We start from the raw sequence: 17,930 nt of genomic DNA, 5'->3' as shown, positions 1-17,930 counted from the left end.
AGGAGATGAAAGAGCGCATTCTGCGGGGCGTCGCGGAAATCAACCAGGCACCAGTGGTCCATCGTTGGAGCAACTTTACCGCCCTGGAGACGCTGCCGTGATTGTTTACTTGTCACAAAAACGATGTACTAGTCTATGGGTGGCCTCAGCCAGCCGAGGGCAGGTACGCTCTCAGATTTGTCGATTTTCAAGACCTGACTACACTCAAAACCGGTGGTTGGAGGCTGGCACAAGCCGGCGATATCCCGATGGACGCGAAGTCTATTTCTTTCTTCGGAAGCGGCCTGAGCTTGACGGTCAATGACGCGTTTATTCCGTTGATCGGCGATCCGCGCAGAGGATGGGTGGGAGACATTTCCGGCTACGCGGGTCAAACTGTGCGGCTGGAGTTTACTACTTCGACAACGCCGTTCCTTTTTCTCCCGGAGGCAAATCTGGACCACATTGCCTTTTCCACCGAACCGATCCCTGAGCCGGAAAGTCTGCTACTGGTTGCGCTGGCTGGCATCGCTCGGTTCTTGCGCAAAAACCTTCGCAGGCCCCGACCTCGCGATGGGAGTCTCAGTGGTTGAACAGGAATTCCTTGCTGCTCAGGAGTGCCCAGTAAAGGTCTTCGACCACGACGCGTTGATCTTTCTCATTCGCTACTTTCAGCACGTTGAGCAGTTTTGATTCTTCGGCCTCCGTGGGGAACCGGCACAGCGCGCCGAGATACGCTTCCTCGATAATCTTTTCAGGAGGCGTCTTGTCAGCGAGCAACTTCTCGAGGCGATTGCCTTTGGCGGCCAGCTTCTGGTTGATCGTGTCGCCGTTGGCGATGTGGAGGGCCTGAGCCATGGTCGGCTCCGAGGTGCGCTCGCATTCGCAAGTTTTTTCGCGGTCAGGTCGGCCAAAGCTCTTCAGGAAGTAAGAAGCAATTCGCGTGTCCGGAAGCTGAATCGCGCGGAAGCCGAACGGGTATTTGTCGCCCAACCCGCGGTTCGCATTGCGCAGGTCGGTGACAAATTCGGTCGGCACGCCAGTGACTTGCGAATACGCGTCCAGCAGCACCTCGGCGATCAAACGCCGCGGGTAGTAATGCGAGTAAAACCGCGTGTCGGCGGCGTTTTCCGGCAGCGCCTGACTCGAACGCTGATAAGTTTCGGACTGAAGAATCGCGCGCATGAGCGCTTTGAGATCGAATTTGTTCTCCGCGAGAAATCTCGCCGCGGCCGAGAGGAGTTTCTCATTGCTGGCGGGATTGGTCACCCGGAGGTCATCCACCGGCTGGACCAGGCCAACACCAAAGAAGTTCGCCCAAACCCGGTTGGCAATGGCGCGGCTGAAGTAGGGATTGTCAGGCGAGACGAGCCAATTCGCGACGTGTTCGCGGCGGTCTTCGGAGGAGTCGATTGGGAGCGGCTGGCCATCGAGCGGACGCGGCAGTTGCGGACGTCCTCGGCGCGGCTGATTGAGGTCTCCGGAAGTCGCGGCGAAGATCAGTCGTTCGCCATCGGCGGCGCCGGTTTTGGCCCGGACGCGCGCGAACAAATTGGCCATGCCGAAATATTCGTCGTTGGTCCATTTCTCCATCGGATGATTGTGGCAGCGCGCGCAATTGATCGACATGCCCAGGAACGCCTGCGTGGTGGTTTCGGCCATCGCGGGCGGGTCTTCGTGCAGGACGTAGAAGTTGGCGGCGCCGTTCTCCAGCGTGCTCCCCTTCGCGGTGATGATGCGCCGGACCATCACGTCCCAAGGCGTATTCGCGGCGACGTTGTGATGAATCCAATTGTAATAGGACCACATCGCGGCGAGCCGGAGCCGGTCGCTGTTGACGAGCAGGAGGTCGGACCATTTGTAGGCCCAGTAATCGGCGAACTCTGGCCGGCGGAGCAGCGACTCGATCAATTCATCCCGCTTCGTGGAGAACGAGCTGGCGAGAAAATCACGCGCCTCCTGCGCGGTCGGCAACACGCCGATAGTGTTGAGAAATGCGCGGCGGAGGAATTCGGCGTCCGAAGCGCGCGGTGACGGCGGCAGATTCAAACTCTGCAGCTTTTCGAGCACGAGTTCGTCGATGAAATTGCGTTTCGTTGCCCGGGCGAAAACCTCGGGCCCGACCGCGTTTTCATACGGCACCGTCACAGTGGCAATCGCAATGCGGCTGAGGTACCACGCGGTGATCGCGCCTTCGCCGTAACCCATCACTTTGACATTTCCTGTTTCATCCACCTGGGTGACGGAAGAATTGGCATCCGTGTATTTCACCCAGCGCGTGACGTCCTCAAGGTGGCCGTCGGTGAAGCGAGCTTGAACGATTAACTGCTGGGTTGTGCCTGGCTTGAGGCGAACAGCCGCCGGGAGGATCTCGATCCGGTCGATGCGTGGTTCGTTTTGTTTGGGCGGCGGCGCACCGGCGGCGATCCATTCCGAGAGGATGCGATATTCCAGGGAATCGGTTTCGAAACGCTTGCCGCCCTTGTGCGGGACGGCGCCGGTCGGTTTCAGCAGCATCAAGCTTCGCCCCGGATCGCTGAAGATGATGCGCCGGCCAAAGGCGTGGCGAGTCAACGATAGATGATCGCCTTCGTCATCGTAACCGCGCAGCGAAAGCCGGAAGCCATTCTGGCCGGCGGCGGCGCCGTGGCACGCGCCGGAACTGCACCCGGTTTTGGCGAGAATCGGCTGGACGTTGTTGCGGAAGCTCCATTCGACTGGTTTCGCAATGTTCGCAACGTTGACCTGAGCTTCCGCCGAGCGATCACCGGAGCGAACCGTGATTTTCGCCTCGCCGTTGGCGACGGGAACAGCCGTCGAACCATCGATCCTCACGACGCGCGTGTCGCTTGAGACCCACGCCAGGTCGTTCGTCAGTTGCCCCACGAACGCCCCGTCCAGGACGCGTTCGACAATCAATTGGTGAAAGGACGTCGGGCCGTTTAGCGTAATCTCTTGTGGCAACAGGACCACGGACTCGCCAGCCAGCGCGTTGGATTGGCTTATCGCGTGGAACAGTAAACCTAGCGACCATAGAAGCCTGAAAGTAGGGCAGGCATCCTGCCTGCTTGCTCCCGCGTCTTCAAGCATCGAGGCAATGGGCAGGCTGGAAGCCTGCCCTACATTGGGAAATATTCTTTCAGACACGATTCAGAAAAGTTCGGTGATCGGCTGCGTGCCGAAATCCACGAGTGGAAACGGTCGGCCATTCGGTCCGGGCAAATGCGTCTCGAGATCCAGCCCAAGGCTGCGATAAACCGTGGCGACCACCTCGGCTGGCTTGACCGGGCGTTCGGCCGGGTAAGCCCCGATGTCGTCGCTCTTGCCCACGACGCGTCCGCCTTTGACGCCACCGCCCGCGAAATAAACTGTCCAGCACTGCGGCCAATGATCGCGTCCGCCGGCCGGATTGATCTTTGGCGTCCGTCCGAACTCAGCCAGATTGCAGACCAGGGTGTTTTCCAGCATGCCGCGGTCGTAAAGATCTTGGATTAACGCGCTGTAACCCTGGTCGTACATCGGCGCGACGATTTCCTTCATGCCGGCGATTGACGTGAATGGTTTGGACCCATGAATATCCCAGGTGATTTCGTCAAACACCGTGATGAACGTATTCACGGTGACGAAGCGCACCCCGGCTTCGATCAATCGCCGTGCCAACAGGCAACATTGTCCGAAGCGCGTCATGCCGTAGCGCTCGCGCACTTTCGGCGGTTCTTTACTGAGATCGAACGCGGCCCTGGCCTTGTCGCTGGTCATCAGCCGGTACGCCGCTTCGAAATTGCTGTCCATGAGTTTGGCGTTTTCGCTGGTCTCGAATCGCTTCACGGTATCTTCCACGATGCTCCGGAGTTCGCGCCGGCGCTGGAGGCGCGCTTCGCCGATTTCCGCCGGCGGCAAGAGGTCCGGCACTTTGAAATCAGACTGGGATGGGTCCGTGTTCAGCACAAACGGATCGTATCCTTTGCCCAGAAATCCGCCGTCTTGTCCGTGCGGCATGTTTCCACCGGTGGGTCCCATCGGTTCCGGAAGGATGACGTGCGCGGGCAATTCGCTGCGGCGTCCTCGCAGATACGTGAGCGCGCAGCCGGCGTGCGGCGTGTTGATGCCGCCGGTGAACAATCGGCCCGTCTGCATCATTTGATGCCCCGTGTCATGGACGGCGGCGGCGGTGTGATAGCAGCTTCGAACCAGCGAGAACTTGTCCGCCACCTTCGCGTGGAGCGGAAACATCTCGGAGATTTCAAACTCCGGGCTCTTGGTGCGGATGGGATTGAACGGGCCGCGGATTTCCCGGGGCGCGTCCGGCTTCAAATCGAAGGTGTCCAACTGGCTGGGCGCCCCCAAATTGAAGATCATGATGGCGGAACGCTCGTCATTTCCTTTGGCAACCGCGCCGGCGGCCTGCAGCGCGGCCAGGTCCGCCAGCGAGAGGCCAAGGGCGCCAAGCGTCCCGACTTGAAGGAAATCCCGGCGCGTAATTCCGTCACAGGTGGTAATCGATCCTCTTCCGGTTACTTTGAGCATAACAGGTCACATGTTTGCATGAGCGTTCTGGCGGCGTGCCATCCGAAATCGGGTTTCCAAAAGTTCTACCAAACAAATCGGGCCGAGAACCCGATGGGCGCGCGATGGACGACCTCCAAAAAATATTCCCGCAAGCCCGTTTCTGCAACGTTTTTTGCCGCAGCGTATCGAGCGCATCGTTGGAGCGCCATCGGTAGGGCGGAGCTGCCGCTCAGCCTCTGGCGTTTGGACATTTTTCACCCCAATCACGAATCGCAGCCGCAGGGAGAATCGTTGGCCGCACTCCGACAAGCTGAGCGTGGCGGATCGGTCGATACGCCGACGCAGTTCCCTCTCCCTGAGGGAGAGGGCCAGGGTGAGGGGGAACGCGGCGTCCAATAACCAAGCGCTGTAGCTTATCCCACGGACTGCACAGTAAGGTGGGGCGAGGACTCCCGCCGAGCCAATGCCATCGAAGAAAAGCGCGGCAGAATCTCGCTCCGCCGTCGCTTCCTGAGGGCTATGGCGACACCAAAAACTCGATTGAAAACTCCGGGGCGTGCCACTAAGTTGACCGCACAGTGATTGGCGACCGCCCATACATGCGCGAGCCGGCGTACCAAAGCCGGCGGCTCTCGGCGTCCGTGATGTTGATGATTGTCATCACGATCGCGTTTGCCTTCCAGCAAATCAATGCGGTTTACGTCCGGAAACCCTTCGAGGATTTCCTGGCGCTGAGTCGCGGAGGGATCAGCCGAGGGTTTTTCTGGCAGTTCATTACCTTTCAATTCCTTCACAGGGGCGGGTTGCACCTGATCTTCAACTTGATCGGCATCTGGTTTTTTGGACGCTTCGTGGAAGAACGGCTTGGCGCGCCTCGGATGTTGGGAGTCTATTTCACGAGCGGCGTGCTCGGCGGCCTGCTCCACATGGTAATGGCGTTCGTGGCGCCACAATTCTTCGGTTTGTGGCCCGTGTTCGGCGCTTCGGCGGGCGTCTGCGGCCTGCTGGCGGCCTTTGCCACGCTGGAACCAGAGGCGACCATCCTTCTCTTTTTCGTGATCCCGGTGCGAGCCCGGTATTTGCTCGTCGCGTCAGTCGGCATTGCGCTGTTCTTCACGGTGGTTCCATCCGATCCGGGTATTGCGCACGCGGCCCATTTGGGCGGGTTGCTCGGCGGCATCGCTTACATTCGGCGCGGACTGCATTGGGAGCATTTGCTTTCAGAGCGGCTGCAGGCGCGGCGGCTGCGTCCCCGGCGCGCCAATCGGGAATTGGTGAAAGCCCCGGCCAGCAAACGCGCATTCTGGCAGCGCTCCCCCCTCGCGGAGGATGAAGATCTTTCCGCCGCCGACTTCATCAGCAAGGAAGTCGATCCGATTCTGGACAAAATCTCCGCGCACGGCATTCAGAGCCTGACGGAGCGGGAACGCAAGATTCTCGAAGCGGCCCGAGCGAAGATGGCGAAGCGGTAGGGCAAAACGTAATGCGTCATCGCGGCATCTCGGCGAGTGGTCTGGCGCTATCCCTTCCCGCGCGATGATTCGAGGATGGCCAATTGTGTTTTACGTTTTACGCATTACGTTTCTCGTTTGACGAATTCCGCCTTCCAAATCCCCGATGGGTTCCTAGATTGATCCCATGATTCCGCGTTACTCGCGTCCGGAAATGCGGTCCATCTGGACGGATGAAAACAAGCTCCGCATCTGGCTGCAAATCGAGCTGCTAACCGGCGAAGCGCTCGTCGAGGAAGGCGTCGTCCCGAAACCGGATTTCGCCAAAATGAAAGCGGGCGCCGACGCTTGTTTCGGCGACTTAAAGGGATTGGTCGAACGTCAAAAGGAGCTGGAGAAGACGCTCAACCACGACGTCATCGGCTTCACCACGGCCCTGGCCGAGAAAATCAACGATCGCGCCAGCCGCTGGCTCCATTTCGGCCTCACCAGCAGCGACATCATCGACACGGCGTTGGCGGTGCAGATGGTCCAGAGCGCAGACATTTTGATTGCCGACGTGCAGGCGCTCCGAAAATCCATCGCCCGGCGCGCGCGGGAACACCTGCTCACGCCGTGCATTGGCCGCAGCCACGGCATTCATGCCGAGCCGACCACGTTCGGCTTGAAGCTGGCGCTCATGTTTGACGAATTTGGCCGCGCGGAGGAACGCCTGAAGCGCGCGCGCGAGGCGGCGGCGGTCGGGAAACTCAGCGGCGCGGTCGGCACGAACGCGCACCTCTCACCGGCGGTCGAAACTTATGTTTGCGAGAAACTGGGCCTTCGTTCGGCGCCGATTGCCACGCAAGTGATCCAGCGCGATATCCACGCCGAATTCATGAACGTCCTGGCGTTGGTCGGCGCCAGCATAGAACGTTGGGCCGTGGAATTCCGCCACCTGCAGCGCACCGAGGTTCTCGAAGCCGAAGAACCATTCGCCAAAGGCCAAAAAGGCAGCAGCGCCATGCCGCACAAGCGGAATCCCATTACCTGGGAACGCCTGACCGGGCTTGCGCGGGTGCTGCGCGCCAACGCCCTCGCCGCGCTGGAAAACGTCGCGCTCTGGCACGAACGCGACATCAGCCATAGCTCGGTCGAGCGCATCATCTTTCCGGATTCCTGCACGCTGCTGGATTACATGTTCGGTTTGCTGATTCGGCTCATGGACGGCCTGAACGTTTACCCGGAGAACATGAAAAAGAACCTGAGCGTGAGCCTGGGCATGTGGAACAGCCAGACGGTCCTGCTTGCCCTCATTCGCAAAGGGCTGACGCGCGAGGAAGCCTACGAACTGGTTCAACGCGCCGCGATGAAGACGTGGGAAGTGAAACACGCCGGCCGCGACGACGCGGATTTTGTCGAGCAGTTGAAAGCCGATCCCGAGGTGGCGAAACATTTCAAGCCCGGCGAACTCGAAAAGCTTTGCTCGCTTGACTTCCATTTCAAGGAAGTGCGAAGCCGGTTCGCGAAACTCGGCCTGGCCTGAGCCGAAGAACATGGAACTCAAGGAACAGTCTCCTGGGCGCACATTGGCCCGCCTCCTGGGCGATACGGCCCACGTCTCCGGGTTGGCGATCCGGCTGGCGCGGCAGAGCGGAGCGGGCGACCGACTCGCTGACTGGCTTTTCAAAATTGCGGTGCAACGCGGAGCGAGCCACTACGAGCGAGAATTCGACTCCTCACTCCCGCCAGACAACCCGGCCATTTCCGATGAAGAAATCGGTATCGCCCTTTGCCTGGAAGAACATCAGTACCGCCTCGACTACCTCCGCGTCGCTGGCCAGTTCTTGAGTTCTCCTCGCGTGAACGCGGTTCGTTTGTGTCGCTTGGCGATTCAGGAACGTTGCGAACCGGTTCTTCTTCACATCGCGCGCATCGCAGAGAAATACGCACCGGAGCAGCAGCCGTGGGCGTATCTGAGAAACCAACTCCCTCCTCGTCGAGTGCCGCGCACGGACGCCTTGCCGCACTGGACGCGTCTGGTCAGTTACAGCGGTATCACGCGGGAAGGACCGCCCCGAACGGACTGGTTGTCCCGCCATGAATAATCCGTTGCGCATCCTCCAAACGCTGGACCGCCATCTCACGCAACCGACGGAAATCACAGTTTTTGGACGAGCCGCCCTGGCCCTTGGGTTCAACGATCCTCCGCCCACTTTCGCGGTGACCCACGATGTGGACGCGATCCTTTCCATGGAGTGGCTGGCTGCGCGCGACGACAACGTCGATTTTTGGCAGGCTCAACAACGAACGAACGCCGAGCTCGAGCCGGAGGGCCTTTACATCACTCACTTGTTTCGTGAATCGGAAATCATCCTGACTCCTGAATGGCTCGACAAGCGCGCACGACTGTCTCTTGGTCTGGGGCGGCTCTCTGTTTTTCGGCCCTCAGCCCTGGACTTGGTGTTGACCAAGATGATGCGCGGCGATGAGGATGATCTGGCGGACATTTGTTTTCTGCTTTCACAAGAGCGTCTGACGAGTGAACAACTTCAGACCGCCTTTTCCCGTGCCCGGGTGCCCGATGTACCGGAGATTCGGCAACTGTTCCAAAGCGCCCAGCCCAAAGTGATCGAGATCGCTCGCCGCCTCCGATCCCAGGCCTGAAGCTCCCTGATCGTGCGGGCAGGGAATGCCCGGGAGTGTTCAGCGGAAAAATGCCGGTTCAACCCGAGAATGAAGTTGGCGCGAACAATGGGAGGCAAGCGAGCGTTGAGCAGACATTCTTGTCTGCGGGTGGCGGAACTTTCCAGTTCCGCTTCGGGCGACTGGAAAGTCGCCTGAACCCGCAGGCTGGAAAGCCTGCGCTACATCGTACTCCCCGTCGCACCTCGGCTTCTCGACTTAGAGCGTGTCCGAAAATTCCGCGGGGTCCTGTTTTCGCGCCAAAGGCCGGATGGCGAGGCGCAACGAAGGAGAATATCCTCCCTGGATCTTCGACTGAGGAGCAACGAAGCCAGGCGGCCTTTGGCGCGAAAACCCTCCGGGCGGCGGGTCTTTTGGCCGCGGCCTGCGTTGGCTCGGTCCTTACAGCCCGCGTTGGGGATGCTCGGACCTCGCCGCCTTGGCCACAGCCAAAATCCCTCGCCGCAGGACCCCGCGCAATTTTCGGACACGCTCTTAAACAAATCGGAGTCGAGATGCCGCAAGCGAAACCCGATCAGAACGGCCCTTTCGGAAGTCGCCAGTCGCGGTTGAACGGCGGCTTCTCGCGCGGCGGCATGGGATCGTCGGGCCATCGCCGGGCGTGCTCGGCGCGTTCTTGGTCCGTGGCGTGGAAGCGCAACCAGAGCTGGGAGTGTTCGTCGCTGCCGCTGCCGATGCAGTCGTGGAACCAGCCGCCGGTGCGGGACCGGCCCGGCAGCAGCGCTTCGTCACGCAAACCGCGCGTCCAGAGCGCGGCATAGAGTTCGCGGTCGCTGATGTGATTGGAGTTTTGGACATAGAAACTCTGGCAGGCGAGATTGTGCAGAAGTTCCCAGAGCTTCGCGGGGATGGTTTCGTCGGTTAATTCGTCCGGCGGCAGGAAAGAAACGCCGGCGCGTTGAAGGCGGTCGATGGGCCGCTCCCAAGCACCGGGCGTTTGGCTGGCTTCGCGGGCGAGTTCTTGCTGGCGTTCTTTTTCCGCGCGGATTTCCGCATCCGCTCTTTCCAAACCGAGCGGGTCGGATTCATCGTCGGGCTCATCGTCGAACGGGAATGAGTCATCGTCCTCCGCAGCTTCCGGAATGCCGGGCGGGCCTGGCAACCAGCGATCGCGGTCGCACGCAGGGTCTTCGTGCGCCGGCACGGATTTCAGGTTGTGGTCGGCGGCAAATTCTTTGCGTTCACTTTCCGTTGCGAAAAAACGCAGCCAGATGACGGGATCCAGACCGTTGTCGAAATCGGACGCGTCCACATCGTGGTTCCACTCCAATTCTGGCGGGATATCGGCCATCTCCTCATCCAGCCATTCATCCGCCAGCCAGGCATAGAGTCTGCAGTCGGTCAAATGATCGGTGTGATGCAGATAAATCCGCCGGCCAGCCAGGGCATAGATCAGTTCCCAGAGCCGGCCGCGAAGCTGGAAATCATCGAGCGCCGCCGATGCCAGCGGCTCGTAATCGAGGCGGCGGAACACTTCGCGCGCCGGACGCCACGGCGCGGTTTCGAGCGGGTCGAGTGGATCAATCTCCGGATCCGGCATGAGCGCGAGTATGGGCGATCAAGGGGAATCTGTGAAGTCTTTCCCGGCATTTCTGCCCAACGAAGCGAATGGCCGAAAGAAACGAAAAGAGGCAAAAAGGGTCGTGAGAGGTTCATGGACCGAGCGCACGGTTCCCAGACCAAGGGAGCTTCCCATGCACCGGACGGTAGGCCGAGCCTGTCCCCAGCGAGCCGACTCGGACGTATTCCACGCACGTCGCGCGGCTCGCCGGGGACGGACTCGCCCTACCACGTTCATGGGCGAGAGCATGGTGATTCAGACTCAGTTCAGGGGCTTTGCCCTTCCTTCGCACGTTTGAGTCCTTTGCCGATTCCGTGGTACGCCACGAGGAAGTACACCAGCACGCCAGCCACAGCCGCGGCGAGCCCGCCCCAAAAGAGGGACCATTGTGTGCCGACAGGACCCGCGTTAGCGGCGAACCACCAACCCGTGCCAAGATAACCGATCAAATTTCCCGCGCCACTCACCATCAGGGTCAAAAGCGCTTGAGCCCGGGCCCGCCAGGCCGGGTCCATGCGTTCGTCCACATAGATCTGCGCGGTGATGAATACCAAGGCGAAGGAGAATCCGTGCAGCGTGACGCCGGTCAGAATCCAGAGCTTCGCGTTGAGCGCGCACAGCGCGAAGCGCACGACGCCGAACACGAGACCCGCGACGAAGATCCATTTGAGCCGCCACGTCGTGAGCAGCCGCGCCAGCGCGAACATGGCGATGATTTCCGTGATTTGTCCGAGGGTCATCCAGGCGCTGGTATGATCGAGTCCGAGCGACCGCAGATACGGCGGGGTGTAGGGATAAAACGCCGCCAGAGGAATGTTCAAAAGCGCGGCGGTGATGAATACGACGCGATGATCGTGATTCTTCAGGAGCGTCAACGCGTCGAGCCCCAGGCGCTGGCTTAGCCGGAGCCGGGCATCTGATTTCGGAGGCTCCACGCTCGGCAACAGGAAGGTAAACGCGGCGACGACGAGCCAGGTCACAGCTCCGCTGTACCCGGCGAGCGGCGAAGAGTCCGCATTAAGCGCGCTGACGAGCCAGCATCCTGCCATCCATCCCAAGGTCGCCATGGCTCGAATCGGACCGAACTCGCGTTTGGCATCTTGCAGCCGGGCGAAAACGATCGTGGACGAAATGCCCCACGTTGGCGCCGAACAGAGCGCGTGGAACTGGATCAACGCCAGCACCAGCGGCGGAGGCCAGTGGAATTTGATCGCGGTGGCCGCCAGCGCCAGGGCAATCGCCGTGGCTACGGCCAGACCGCGCAACACCAAAGCAGGCGGCGCATGACGGTCCGCCATCGCGCCAAAGATGAGTGGCGAAACAAACGCCGCGACGCCGGACGTGGCAAACGCGTAGGGTTTGATCGCGTTCAGACCATGTGCGTCGAGCACGGTGCTCAACGGCACAAACCACATGCCCAACGCTGCGGCATGGATGAAGAACAAGGCTACCAGTTCGGTGTATTCCGCCCATCGCGATAACGGTCGCACGCGCACAGCACACACGGGCGGCAGGAAAATACAAGCTCGACCTGGACGCTGCGGGCATGGATCGCCGGTGGTGTTCGGCAGAGATTAGCTTTCCGCATGGCATTCCGTTTCTTCTCCCTCTGCTCCTCAAAAGGGAGGAGAGGAAAAACGGTTGAGTGTCATTGATGCCGAACCCAGTTGTGGGATCGCGTGCAATCCTCCGGAGCAACGATTCAGCGCAGATTTTTTTGAAGCTGGATTCCTCCACGAGCTTCCACCACCTTGATGACATGTCCACACCTTTGCTCGCGATCTATTGCGTCCTCTCGCTGCTGACCGCCGCCACGATGGCGGCCGATTCCCCTAAACACAAAGCCCGCACCATGGCCGAAATCGTGGCCGCCTCCTCACCTGCCGATTGGCGAGCGCTCGATCCAGAAAATACACTTTACCTTGAATTGGGCAGCGGCCGCGTCGTCATCGAACTGGCGCCGGCGTTCGCTCCCCGCCATGTCGCCAATGTAAAGGCGCTGGCGCGGGAACATTATTACGACGGACTCGCCATTGTCCGCGTGCAGGACAACTACGTGGTGCAATGGGCTGATCCCAACGCGGAGAAACCGGAACTGGCCCGCAAAATTCAGAGCGCCCAGAAAACCCTGCCCGCCGAGTTCGACCGCGCGCTCGATCGGAAAATTCCATTTACGCGTCTTCCCGACGGCGATGTGTATGCGCGCGAGGTTGGTCTTTCGGGCGGCTTTCCTGTCGCGCGAGACAAGCGCGCCGGCAAGATGTGGTTGGCACATTGCTATGGGATGGTGGGCGCCGGACGCGACGCGCCTGCGGACAGCGGCGGCGGCACGGAGCTCTATGCGGTCATCGGCCACGCGCCGCGCCATCTGGATCGCAACGTCACACTGATCGGACGCGTGGTGCAGGGGATGGAGTGGCTCTCGGGGTTGCCGCGCGGGCCGGGTCCAATGGGCTTTTACGACAAACCGGAACAACGCGTGCCGATCAAATCCATCCGCGTCGCCGCGGACGTGCCGCCGGCTGAACGCGCCGAATTGGAAGTGATGCGGACGGACACGCCCACTTTCCGCGAGTTGGTTGAATCACGCCGTAATCGCCGCGAGGAATGGTTTCACGCCCAGGCGGGCCGCATCGAGCTGTCCAACGTGCCGATTCCAGTGCGACAGCAGGGCCAGAGAGAGCGTTGAAGCGTGACGGCGTTACTGCGCGTATTCAAAACTCATGGACGGTTCCGAGTCCTTCGGGTAATCGTCGGCAGATTCCCGATCATGAACTTCTCGCTTTAAGCTCTATGAAACAGATCCTTCTCCTGTCTGTGCTGACCGCCAGTTCGCTGGCAGCCGCGGATAACCCGGTGGTCTCCGGCGAACTCAAACAATGGCACAAAGTCACGCTCACCTTCGACGGACCGGCGGCGCAGGAAACGGACCGCGATCCCAATCCGTTCACGGACTATCGGCTCACGGTCACGTTTCGCCACACGTCGAGTTCGCCCGAATATCGGGTGCCAGGCTATTTTGCGGCGGATGGCAACGCGGCGAGCACTTCCGCCAAGTCCGGCGCCAAATGGCGCGTCCATTTGTCGCCCGACAAACCCGGCAAATGGGCCTGGACCGCTTCTTTTGTGAAAGGCAAACACGTCGCCCTGAATCCAGAGACCATCGGCGCGGGAGTTTCCCCGATCGATGGACGCACGGGCTCGTTTGAGATCGGCGCGACCGACAAAACCGGCCGCAATTTGCGCGCAAAAGAACCCACTCAAGATTGGCTGGCGGTGATCCGGCGAAGGTAAGGATGCGTCCACCGCATGGTAAGGACGGGTTCCACCCCGTCCCTGACTTCCTCAAGGCGCCCGGTGAACCGAAACCGGGCGACGAGAAATCCCGAAACGTCGCGCGTGTGCCACCGTCTCCTTTCCTCCAGTCCTCCGCCGCAAGGTTTGATTGGGGACGCAGTAGAATGCGTCCCTACCGCGCTGTGCAAGTGCCTAACGGCGCGCACTCGTCCGCTCCTTCAACCACTCAAAATCGGTCGCCGGCGATGCGTCGAAAATCCCGCCGACACCTCCCTGGCGCGCGGGCCGGATCGTACCCGTAGGACCTCCGACGCTCCACCGGCGCGCCTCGGTGTGGCCATCGGTGTAGGACAAGCTCGACGCGCCATTATGGTAGGAGGCAGGAAGGTTTCCCCATTTGTATTCGTCCAGAGTATTGACGAAGAAACCGTCGTTTATGGTGTCCGGGTGCTCGTCGATGAACAGGAACGTGAGCGCGGGGCTGAGCAAATCCGAGGGTTTCAGGAACTGGCGATAGGTCGGGTTGAAGCGGTTCGTCAGCGTGCCGGTTTGCCCGACCATGGCGTTCATGGACATGCTCCGGATGCGCGGCCCGCATTCGGCGGCGGATTTATCGGAAGGGCATTTGAACACGGCGGCGGAGCGGCTCAGGTAGGGAGACAATTTCGCTTCGGTCAGGAAAAGCACATTTGTGTTGTCCGGGCTGGCTGTCCAATCCTGCACGTTGTTGGCCCAGCTTTGGCGCGTGGCGCGCGTCTCGTCGCGGCCGTGATTGTTGACGAAAAAGTCGTCGTGGTCGTCGGTGTACATCGACCAGGCCAGAGTGAGCTGTTTGGCGTTACTCAGGCAAAGAATCCCCTGAGCCTTGGCTTTGGATCGGCTCAAGGCCGGCAGCAGCATGGCCGCCAATATGGCAATGATCGCAATGACCACGAGCAACTCGATCAAGGTGAAGCCCGAACGGCGACTGCAATCCGAACAATTCATTCGCATGGGGGCGGAGCCTACAAAGTCAGAAGCGAGTTGGCCAACAAATCAATTCTTGCGTTTCAGCGCGAGGGGGAGTGCACGCGCCCTGGGGCGGTCGTCGGCACACTGTAAGCGTTTACCGCAGCGCAGATTTTCAATCTGCCGGATCGCGGAATTGCATTCTTCAAGCGCTCCGACCAGATCGAGTGCCCTGGAACTTGTCGGAGCGCTGCCGATTGCAAATCGGCGATACAGCAGAGTACAACTCTGCGCTACGGGAAAAGGCCGCTGATCACATACGGCCCTCCCGCCGACCACAGGCATTTGCGTGGAGCAAACACCTTTGGAGACCGGTGTTCTACACGATTTCGACCGGCGAGGGCGCCGGTCGAAACACGCGAGGCGCGTGTGGTCCCCATGACCGGCTTTACTCGGCTTCACAAAAGAGCGAGACTTCCGGCGTGACCAGTTCGTCCCACCGGAAGTTCGACGTGGCTATCGTCGGGGCCGGGCCGGCAGGTTCGGCGGCAGCGTTGGCCCTCGCGCGAGCGGGCGCCAAAGTGCTTTTGATCGAGAAAACGTATCTGCCGCGCTACAAAACTTGCGGCGGCGGGTTGGTGAATCGCGCGTGTCAGCTTCTTGCGCATCATGCTGAGATTCCTGTGGAGCGCGCGTGTTGCGTCGCGGAATTGAACTTCGTGCGGCAGGGTCTTCACTTCGTGGCGCGCCGCCAGTCTTCGATCATTTGCATGACCATGCGCTCGGCGCTCGACCACCAGCTTGCCCTCGCGGCACAGCGCGCCGGCGTTGAACTGAAACAGGGTTGCGCGCTGAAATCGATTTGCTCGCTCGACCGTGGGGTGGAGATTGATACGACCCACGGCCAGTTTTGGGCGGAGTTTATCGTGGCGGCCGATGGCGCGAACAGTGCCGTGGCGAAGCAAACCGGATGGGATGCCCTGCCGAATCTGATCCCCGCGTTGGAGTGCGAAGTGTTCGTCAAGGCGCACGACTTCGAGCGGTTGAATCGCGCCGCGCGATTCGATTTCGAGGTGATCCCAAGCGGCTACGCCTGGGTGTTCCCCAAACAGCATCATCTCTCCATCGGCGTGCTGAGCATGAAACGCGGGCGAGTCGATCTGCATGGAGCATTCGAGCGCTACCTTGCCATCCTCGGCTTACATGCACCGGAAAAGATCGAGCGTCACGGGTATGTGATTCCGGTCACCCCGCGACGAGGTCCCTTCGCGCGCGGACGCGTGCTTTTGACGGGGGATGCCGCGGGACTGGTGGACCCCGTCACGGCGGAAGGTCTCACGTACGCCATCCGCAGCGGTCAACTCGCGGCACAGTCGCTGGCCGAAGCCGCCTTCGATCCGGGCGAAGTGGCGTCGCGATACCGTGCGCTTGTTGCGCAGGAGATTCTTCCCGATCTCAAAGCGGGCCGAATCCTGGCCTGGATGTTGTACCGGCAGCCGCGATTGACAGCCTGGTTGTTTCGCAAGCACGGCGTTGCCCTCAGTGACTTAATGACGGACATTGTCGCTGGCCAAACGACCTATCGTGCCTTGTTGGGCGAGATCGGAAATTACTTGAAGCTTTTGAAGCCGGCCCCACGCTGGAGCCCTGCGAATACTTGAAGCGCTGCTGCAACCAACCGCGAATGAATTTCGCCGAATCCAACCCGGTTCAGAACCGACGCCTGCACATGACGCGCCGCCATTTCTTCGGGCGTGCCGGCGCCGGGGTCGGCGTGGCGGCGCTGGCTTCCCTGCTGAATGAGAAACTATTCGCAGCGCCTGATCCTGCCACGGCTTCGACTGGAGGGTCGCCAGGTTCCCCGCATTACAAACCGACCGCGAAACGCGTCATCTATTTGTTCCAGTCCGGCGCGCCGTCGCAAATGGATTTGTTCGATTACAAACCGAAGCTCGCCGGCTGGCGCGGCACGGAACTACCCGACTCGATTCGTCGCGGCCAGCGGCTCACGGGCATGACCGCCACTCAAAGCAGCTTTCCGGTTGCGCCGTCGCTTTTCCGATTCGCGCGGCACGGGAAAAGCGGCGCATGGATCAGCGAATTGATGCCGCACACGGCGCAAGTTGCCGATGAGCTGTGTTTCGTCAAATCGATGCACACGGAGGCAATCAATCACGATCCGGCCATCACTTTTTTCCAGACGGGCGCCCAACTCGCAGGCCGGCCGAGCATCGGCGCGTGGCTTTCCTATGGAATGGGGAGCGAGAATCAGGATTTGCCCGCCTTCATTGCGATGGTGTCGCAAGGCACGGGCAACCCGAACGACCAACCGCTCTACGACCGCCTCTGGGGCAGCGGCTTTCTGCCAAGCAAACATCAGGGTGTGAAGTTCCGCTCCACCGGCGATCCGGTTCTTTTTCTATCGAACCCGCCCGGATTCGATTCGGGCCGGCGCCGCCGCTTCCTCGACGACCTGGCGCGGCTGAACCAGATGAATTTTCAGGAGTTCGGCGATCCGGAAATCACGACGCGCATCGCGCAGTATGAGATGGCCTACCGCATGCAATCGTCGGTGCCGGAGTTGACCGATCTTTCCAAAGAGCCGGCGCACATCCTGGAGATGTACGGCCCGGACGCGCGAAAGCCGGGGACTTTTGCTTACAATTGCCTCCTCGCGCGCCGCCTGGCCGAACGCGGCGTGCGGTTCATCCAGTTGTTCCATCGCGGCTGGGATCAGCACGTGAAACTGCCCAGTCAGATCAAGGGCCAGTGCAAGGACACGGACCAGGCTTCCGCGGCGTTGATCCGAGATTTGAAGCAACGAGGCCTGCTTGAAGACACCCTTGTGATTTGGGGCGGCGAGTTTGGGCGCACGGTCTATTGCCAGGGGCGGTTGACGGCGGACGATTACGGCCGCGACCATCATCCGCGCTGCTTCACGACGTGGCTGGCGGGCGGCGGGATCAAGCCAGGAATCTCCTACGGCGAAACGGATGATTACAGCTACAATATCGTGAACGACCCCGTTCACGTCCACGACCTGCAAGCGACGATCCTGCACTGCCTCGGCATGGACCACGAAAGGCTGACCTTCCGATTCCAGGGACGGGATTTTCGATTGACCGACGTCGCCGGCCGCGTGGTGCGCGAGATTCTCGCTTAGAGCGTGTTTTGAAAATGGGTGGAACGGGCTACCAGCCCGTTTTCGGCGGCAACCTGCCGCCGAAGATGGCGGCAGGCTGGTAGCCTGCCGCAACAGGCCAGTGGCCTGTTCCACCCAGGAGGCATTTTTAAGGCACGCTTTGAGCGCAGATTCGCATTTAGTCTAGGCTAGCCTATCCGCTGGCTGGGCTGGTCTGCTTGATCGTCATGGCCCTGGCCCAAGGGGTCGTTCGCGGGCCGACGGATTTGGCCAGGTATGCCGAAACTCTGACCCCCGCTCAGCTGCGCGCTTTGAAGTTCCGCGACGATCCGCACAGCCGAGAGATGCGGTATCGGAA

The 17,930-nt window shown here is 60.6% G+C and carries 15 protein-coding genes; 10 read left to right on the top strand and 5 right to left on the bottom strand.

What is annotated here, in order from left to right; translation table 11 throughout:
• Positions 1-248: 248 nt before the first annotated feature.
• On the top strand, positions 249-572 hold the full coding sequence (locus FJ398_15900; protein ID MBM3839420.1) for a PEP-CTERM sorting domain-containing protein: 324 nt from the start codon (positions 249-251) through the stop codon (positions 570-572).
• On the opposite strand, the gene FJ398_15895 is transcribed toward FJ398_15900, so the two are convergent.
• Both FJ398_15895 and FJ398_15890 read right to left on the bottom strand, forming a co-directional pair.
• A complete protein-coding gene (locus tag FJ398_15895; GenBank protein ID MBM3839419.1) occupies positions 562-3,069 on the bottom strand; it encodes a DUF1553 domain-containing protein in 2,508 nt (835 codons plus the stop codon). The genes FJ398_15900 and FJ398_15895 overlap by 11 nt on opposite strands.
• Positions 3,070-3,129: 60 nt before the next feature.
• A complete protein-coding gene (locus tag FJ398_15890) occupies positions 3,130-4,506 on the bottom strand; it encodes a DUF1501 domain-containing protein (protein ID MBM3839418.1) in 1,377 nt (458 codons plus the stop codon).
• 18 nt (positions 4,507-4,524) lie between these two features.
• Here FJ398_15890 and FJ398_15885 point away from each other — a divergent pair, with 18 nt between their 5' ends.
• The 5 genes from FJ398_15885 to FJ398_15865 all read left to right on the top strand — a co-directional run bounded on the left by FJ398_15885 (position 4,525) and on the right by FJ398_15865 (position 8,585).
• Complete coding sequence (locus FJ398_15885; GenBank protein ID MBM3839417.1) at positions 4,525-4,887, top strand: hypothetical protein; 363 nt, start codon at positions 4,525-4,527, stop codon at positions 4,885-4,887.
• 179 nt (positions 4,888-5,066) lie between these two features.
• Positions 5,067-5,960: a rhomboid family intramembrane serine protease gene (locus FJ398_15880; protein MBM3839416.1), complete on the top strand. Its 894-nt coding sequence runs from the start codon at positions 5,067-5,069 to the stop codon at positions 5,958-5,960.
• Between the two features lie 166 nt (positions 5,961-6,126).
• A complete protein-coding gene (locus FJ398_15875; GenBank protein ID MBM3839415.1) occupies positions 6,127-7,464 on the top strand; it encodes an adenylosuccinate lyase in 1,338 nt (445 codons plus the stop codon).
• A 10-nt stretch (positions 7,465-7,474) separates the two neighbouring features.
• Positions 7,475-8,026 carry a hypothetical protein gene (locus tag FJ398_15870; protein MBM3839414.1) on the top strand — a complete coding sequence of 184 codons (552 nt, stop codon included), beginning with the start codon at positions 7,475-7,477 and terminating at the stop codon, positions 8,024-8,026.
• On the top strand, positions 8,019-8,585 hold the full coding sequence (locus FJ398_15865) for a hypothetical protein (GenBank protein MBM3839413.1): 567 nt from the start codon (positions 8,019-8,021) through the stop codon (positions 8,583-8,585). Before FJ398_15870 ends, FJ398_15865 begins: the two co-directional genes overlap by 8 nt.
• A gap of 553 nt (positions 8,586-9,138) precedes the next feature.
• On the opposite strand, the gene FJ398_15860 is transcribed toward FJ398_15865, so the two are convergent.
• Positions 9,139-10,164 (bottom strand): hypothetical protein, encoded by a 1,026-nt coding sequence (locus FJ398_15860; GenBank protein ID MBM3839412.1) that lies wholly within the window; start codon positions 10,162-10,164, stop codon positions 9,139-9,141.
• A 287-nt stretch (positions 10,165-10,451) separates the two neighbouring features.
• Positions 10,452-11,675, bottom strand: a complete 1,224-nt coding sequence (locus FJ398_15855) for an MFS transporter (protein MBM3839411.1) — start codon at positions 11,673-11,675, stop codon at positions 10,452-10,454.
• Between the two features lie 269 nt (positions 11,676-11,944).
• Here FJ398_15855 and FJ398_15850 point away from each other — a divergent pair, with 269 nt between their 5' ends.
• Entirely contained in the window at positions 11,945-12,874 is a 930-nt protein-coding gene (locus FJ398_15850) for a peptidylprolyl isomerase (GenBank protein ID MBM3839410.1), read from the top strand.
• Between the two features lie 104 nt (positions 12,875-12,978).
• A complete protein-coding gene (locus FJ398_15845) occupies positions 12,979-13,479 on the top strand; it encodes a DUF5060 domain-containing protein (GenBank protein ID MBM3839409.1) in 501 nt (166 codons plus the stop codon).
• A 195-nt stretch (positions 13,480-13,674) separates the two neighbouring features.
• Here FJ398_15845 and FJ398_15840 read toward each other — a convergent pair whose 3' ends face one another.
• On the bottom strand, positions 13,675-14,469 hold the full coding sequence (locus FJ398_15840) for a prepilin-type N-terminal cleavage/methylation domain-containing protein (GenBank protein ID MBM3839408.1): 795 nt from the start codon (positions 14,467-14,469) through the stop codon (positions 13,675-13,677).
• Positions 14,470-14,516: 47 nt separating this feature from the next.
• On the opposite strand from FJ398_15840, the gene FJ398_15835 reads away from it, so the two are divergent.
• Positions 14,517-16,091 carry a geranylgeranyl reductase family protein gene (locus FJ398_15835; protein ID MBM3839407.1) on the top strand — a complete coding sequence of 525 codons (1,575 nt, stop codon included), beginning with the start codon at positions 14,517-14,519 and terminating at the stop codon, positions 16,089-16,091.
• Positions 16,092-16,159: 68 nt separating this feature from the next.
• Positions 16,160-17,593 (top strand): DUF1501 domain-containing protein, encoded by a 1,434-nt coding sequence (locus tag FJ398_15830; protein ID MBM3839406.1) that lies wholly within the window; start codon positions 16,160-16,162, stop codon positions 17,591-17,593.
• Positions 17,594-17,930: the final 337 nt, after the last annotated feature.

Source organism: Verrucomicrobiota bacterium (assembly GCA_016871535.1).
In the GTDB taxonomy this organism is placed as follows: domain Bacteria; phylum Verrucomicrobiota; class Verrucomicrobiia; order Limisphaerales; family SIBE01; genus VHCZ01.
Note: the sequence above shows the minus strand (reverse complement) of the source record. Positions and strands in the feature narration are given on the sequence as shown.

What these genes read in the sequence shown, in the direction of transcription:
- FJ398_15860 (MBM3839412.1), bottom strand. Translation starts at nt 10,164, where the DNA reads ATGCCGGATCCGGAGATTGATCCACTCGACCCGCTCGAAACCGCGCCG.
- FJ398_15900 (MBM3839420.1), top strand. Translation starts at nt 249, where the DNA reads ATGGACGCGAAGTCTATTTCTTTCTTCGGAAGCGGCCTGAGCTTGACG.
- FJ398_15830 (MBM3839406.1), top strand. Translation starts at nt 16,160, where the DNA reads ATGACGCGCCGCCATTTCTTCGGGCGTGCCGGCGCCGGGGTCGGCGTG.
- FJ398_15875 (MBM3839415.1), top strand. Translation starts at nt 6,127, where the DNA reads ATGATTCCGCGTTACTCGCGTCCGGAAATGCGGTCCATCTGGACGGAT.
- FJ398_15850 (MBM3839410.1), top strand. Translation starts at nt 11,945, where the DNA reads ATGTCCACACCTTTGCTCGCGATCTATTGCGTCCTCTCGCTGCTGACC.
- FJ398_15895 (MBM3839419.1), bottom strand. Translation starts at nt 3,069, where the DNA reads ATGCTTGAAGACGCGGGAGCAAGCAGGCAGGATGCCTGCCCTACTTTC.
- FJ398_15890 (MBM3839418.1), bottom strand. Translation starts at nt 4,506, where the DNA reads ATGCTCAAAGTAACCGGAAGAGGATCGATTACCACCTGTGACGGAATT.
- FJ398_15865 (MBM3839413.1), top strand. Translation starts at nt 8,019, where the DNA reads ATGAATAATCCGTTGCGCATCCTCCAAACGCTGGACCGCCATCTCACG.
- FJ398_15885 (MBM3839417.1), top strand. Translation starts at nt 4,525, where the DNA reads ATGAGCGTTCTGGCGGCGTGCCATCCGAAATCGGGTTTCCAAAAGTTC.
- FJ398_15845 (MBM3839409.1), top strand. Translation starts at nt 12,979, where the DNA reads ATGAAACAGATCCTTCTCCTGTCTGTGCTGACCGCCAGTTCGCTGGCA.
- FJ398_15870 (MBM3839414.1), top strand. Translation starts at nt 7,475, where the DNA reads ATGGAACTCAAGGAACAGTCTCCTGGGCGCACATTGGCCCGCCTCCTG.
- FJ398_15840 (MBM3839408.1), bottom strand. Translation starts at nt 14,469, where the DNA reads ATGAATTGTTCGGATTGCAGTCGCCGTTCGGGCTTCACCTTGATCGAG.